4 protein-coding genes are annotated in these 4,122 nt (G+C 61.7%); 3 read left to right on the top strand and 1 reads right to left on the bottom strand.

Features of this window, described 5'->3' with window-relative positions:
* A partial coding sequence (locus tag AC1D1Z_RS34630) for a MobA/MobL family protein (protein WP_477853309.1) occupies window positions 1-1,275 on the bottom strand: 1,275 nt, incomplete at its 3' end.
* Between the two features lie 254 nt (window positions 1,276-1,529).
* On the opposite strand from AC1D1Z_RS34630, the gene traC reads away from it, so the two are divergent.
* From traC to traG, 3 genes are read left to right on the top strand one after another with little or no spacing between them, the layout of a single operon-like run.
* A complete protein-coding gene (gene traC, locus AC1D1Z_RS34625) occupies window positions 1,530-1,826 on the top strand; it encodes a conjugal transfer protein TraC (protein ID WP_130654296.1) in 297 nt (98 codons plus the stop codon).
* Window positions 1,827-1,830: 4 nt separating this feature from the next.
* On the top strand, window positions 1,831-2,046 hold the full coding sequence (gene traD / locus AC1D1Z_RS34620; protein ID WP_130654297.1) for a type IV conjugative transfer system coupling protein TraD: 216 nt from the start codon (window positions 1,831-1,833) through the stop codon (window positions 2,044-2,046).
* Window positions 2,033-3,967 (top strand): Ti-type conjugative transfer system protein TraG, encoded by a 1,935-nt coding sequence (gene traG, locus AC1D1Z_RS34615; protein ID WP_130729905.1) that lies wholly within the window; start codon window positions 2,033-2,035, stop codon window positions 3,965-3,967. The genes traD and traG overlap by 14 nt, the downstream gene beginning before the upstream one ends.
* Window positions 3,968-4,122 lie beyond the last annotated feature (155 nt).

Below are 4,122 nucleotides of genomic sequence, written 5' to 3'. Positions count from 1 at the left end.
CGCCTCACGCGCAGCCTTCATCATCGTTGTCTTGCCGGCGCCGGCGCGGCCGATGATAGCGGCAATCCGCGTGGCCCCGGCGACATGCTCGATCGCAGTTCGCTGCTCATCCGACAGACGGGAATGGCGCGCAAAGGTCGCGTGCAGCACCGCCTCACGGACGCCATGGGAGGCGCGAGCGGAGAGCCAGATCGCGTGATTGGCCATCTCGGCTTCAATACGGATCATCTCGCGCGTGGTGTACTTCGTGGGTGTCCGAATACCTGTCGCAAAGTTGATCCGCTCGCGTTCGAGGCGGAGCGCTTCCGGACTTTGCAGAATGCGGACCATCAGACTTTGGAACAGAGCGACATCGTCGATATAGCGATACAACACCTTCGCAACATCGCGTTCGTCGAAGACGCTCTTCTCCCGCGTAATCAGGTCGAGCACGATCTCCGGACGGCGCTGGATGCGGCGGGCGTTCTCGCTGCGGCGCTCCTCCTGAAGCTCGATGCGTTCGAGTTTGGGGGTCGAGGTCTCCGACTTGTGGTCGGATTGCTCGGCCTTGCGCTCGATGGCTTTGGCGCCGACGCCGAGGTGAATGGTTGGCTCGAGGTCGATACCCTGCTTTTCGAAGGAACGGCCATCGATGCGGATATCGAGGCCGGCAAGCGCCAGATGTTTGTTCTGGCAGGCAAACCAGCCGTCGCGGAACGCGTTGAAATCCTCCGTGCTTCCAGCCCAAAGCTCATAGACGATCTTGCCGGCGTCATTGCGGATCGGCTTGCCGTCCGGTCCCAGAATCGCAACCTTCTTCGAACCGAAGCCATCCTCGATGAGCGGCCGCAATGTCGTCATCAGATGCACATGCGGGTTGCCGGGGGCGTCGTGATAGACCCAGTCCGCGACCATGCCCTGCGCGGTGATGTGCCCCGCCACAAAGTCGCGCATGAGCGCGATGTTCTGCTCGGCCGTCAACTCGAGCGGCAGGGCTATGGTGACGTCCTTGGCGAGCTGCGCGTCGGATCGCTTCTCGAAGCCCTCCACTTTGTTCCAGAAGGCCTCGGATGCGCCGGCGACCGAGCGATCGGCAATCATGCTGCGCACCCATTCCGGCGCGTCGGCAGGGATCACGAACTCCTCATGCAGGAGCCCCTGCTTTCGCGTGTAGTCGATCGTCCGGGCTTCCCGCTCGAACTCCATCTTGGCGCAATGCCGGTAGGCCGCCGACAGGACGGYGCTGCGGCCTGAGCCACGGGCGACGACGCTGACGGAGAAGTGAGGGACGGCCACGGCGGAGTTCTCTCCCGGTTGCGAACGAAATCAAAGGGTTTGTCGGAAGCGGCGGCCCCACCAGGCACTCTCAGCAACACGTCGCGCCAGCGACGTATAATTGCGCCCTTCGGATCCGCTCCTTCGGAACGGCCGGGATGATCCACCAAAGCATCGCCGTTGGCGATTGTAGGATTCACAGTAGTGCGTTCCGCACTCTGTTCCGAATAGCTGGGCTCGTATGACACGCTTTCTCAGCCAGGAGACGACCAGACATGAAGAAGCCATCCTCGAAAATCCGCGACGAAATCGCCAAGCTGCAGGAGCAACTCAAGATCGCCGAGACCCGGGAAGCGGAACGCATAGGCCGGATCGCGCTCAAGGCGGGCCTTGGCGAGATCGAAATCGACGAGGCGGAACTTCAGGCAGCGTTTGAGCAACTGACCAAGCGATTTCGCGGAGGGCAGGGCGCTACGACCGGAGGGAAGAAGGGCGCCGGCGGTAGCAGCGGACAAGCGTCGACCGCGGCGGACGCGTCTGGCGCGGGCGCGAGCAGCACTGGCGAGGCTTGAGCGCATGGCGAGGACTTTGACATCCGACGCCCGCAAGAAGGATACGCGGGAGAAGATCGAGCTCGGCGGCCTGATCGTCAAGGCAGGACTGCGCTACGAGAAGCGAGCGTTGTTGCTGGGCGCGCTGCTCGATATCGCCCGCCGGATAAAAGGCGACGAGTGCGAGCGGTCCAAGCTCACGGCAATCGGCGTGGAGGCCTTCGGCAATGACGATCAATAGGATTGCGCTCGTCATCGTGCCAGCGGCGTTGATGATCCCGGTCGTCATCGGAATGACCGGGATCGAGCAGTGGCTTTCAGGCTTCGGCAAGACCGAGGCCGCACGACTGGCATGGGGGCGGGCGGGGATCGCCTTGCCCTATGGTGCCAGTGCGGCGATCGGAATTCTATTCCTGTTCGCGAGCGCCGGCTCGATCAACATCAAGCAGGCAGGTTGGGGTGTCCTTGCCGGATGCAGCGGGACGATCCTGATCGCGGCTACACGCGAAACGATGCGCCTTGCCGCGTTCACGAAGGCGCTTAACGCCGACAAGTCAGTCTTGGCCTATCTCGATCCAGCAACGGCGATCGGAGCGGGCGTAGCACTCATGTGTGCCTGCTTCGCACTCCGCGTCGCGCTCATCGGCAATGCGGCATTCGCAAGGGCCGAGCCGAAGCGCATTCAGGGCAAGCGGGCGCTCCATGGCGAAGCGGATTGGATGAAGCTCACAGAGGCGGCAAAGTTGCTTCCCGATGCTGGTGGCATCGTCATCGGCGAGCGCTATCGGGTCGACAAAGACAATGTCGGGAGCCAAGCGTTTCGCGCCGACAGCGCTGAGACCTGGGGCGCCAGCGGCAAGTCGCCGTTGCTGTGCTTCGATGGCTCGTTCGGCTCGTCGCACGGGATCGTCTTTGCCGGTTCCGGCGGTTTCAAGACGACGTCGGTGACGATCCCGACGGCACTCAAATGGGGCGGCACGCTGATTGTGCTCGATCCATCGAACGAGGTCGCACCCATGGTCTCCGCGCATCGCGGCGGAGCGGGGAGAGACGTGTTTGTCCTCGATCCGCGGAAGCCGGACATCGGCTTCAACGTCTTGGACTGGGTCGGACGTTTCGGCGGAACCAAGGAAGAGGATATTGCCTCGGTCGCCTCATGGATCATGAGCGACAGCGGCGGCGCGCGCGGTGTCCGCGACGACTTTTTCCGCGCGTCAGCTCTGCAGCTTCTCACAGCGCTCATCGCCGATGTCTGCCTGTCCGGCCACACGGAGGAGAAGGAACAGACGCTTCGGCGGGTGCGCATGAATCTCTCGGAGCCGGAGCCGACATTGCGCAAGCGGCTGCAAGACATCTACGACAATTCCGGCTCGGATTTCGTGAAGGAAAACGTCGCTGCCTTCGTCAACATGACGCCCGAAACCTTCTCCGGCGTCTACGCCAACGCGGTCAAGGAAACACACTGGCTTTCCTATCCGAATTATGCCGCCCTCGTATCCGGCAAGAAATTCTCGACCAGCGATATCGCGGCGGGAAACACAGACGTCTTCATCAACATCGACCTCAAGACGTTGGAGACCCATTCCGGTCTTGCCCGCGTCGTCATCGGTTCGCTTCTCAACGCGATCTATAATCGCGACGGACAGATGAAGGGGCGTGCATTGTTTCTCCTCGATGAGGTCGCCCGCCTCGGCTACATGCGGATCATCGAGACCGCGCGTGACGCCGGCCGTAAATACGGGATCACGCTGACGATGATCTATCAGTCGATTGGCCAGATGCGCGAAACTTATGGCGGCCGCGATGCGGCAAGCAAGTGGTTCGAGAGTGCCAGCTGGATTTCGTTTGCCGCGATCAACGATCCAGAGACCGCCGATTACATCTCCCGACGCTGCGGCATGACCACGGTCGAGATTGACCAGGTGAGCCGCAGTTTTCAGGCAAAGGGATCGTCGCGAACGCGATCGAAACAGCTCGCTGCTCGACCATTGATCCAACCTCATGAAGTTCTGCGCATGCGGGCGGATGAGCAGATCGTGTTCACCGCAGGAAACGCACCGCTCAGATGCGGACGAGCTATCTGGTTCAGGCGCGACGACATGAAGGCCTGYGTCGGCACGAACAGGTTTCACATGGTCGGGGATACGCCAAAGCCTGCATGATCCAAGCCGGCGCGCGGTGCAAACAAGCAAGGCTGATCGAGGAAAATGAAGAGTATCGGAGAAATCAGCATAGCGACGCCCGGCGGGCGGGATTTCGGGAATTCTCGTTGCGCGACGGGAGGAAAGCAGGGCAGCCGCAGGAGCCTCAACATAGT

This window comes from Rhizobium sp. P1_E1, assembly GCF_056406015.1.
Note: the sequence above shows the minus strand (reverse complement) of the source record. Positions and strands in the feature narration are given on the sequence as shown.

Coding starts and splice junctions, on each gene's coding strand:
- traC (WP_130654296.1), top strand. CDS start 1,530: ATGAAGAAGCCATCCTCGAAAATCCGCGACGAAATCGCCAAGCTGCAG.
- traD (WP_130654297.1), top strand. CDS start 1,831: ATGGCGAGGACTTTGACATCCGACGCCCGCAAGAAGGATACGCGGGAG.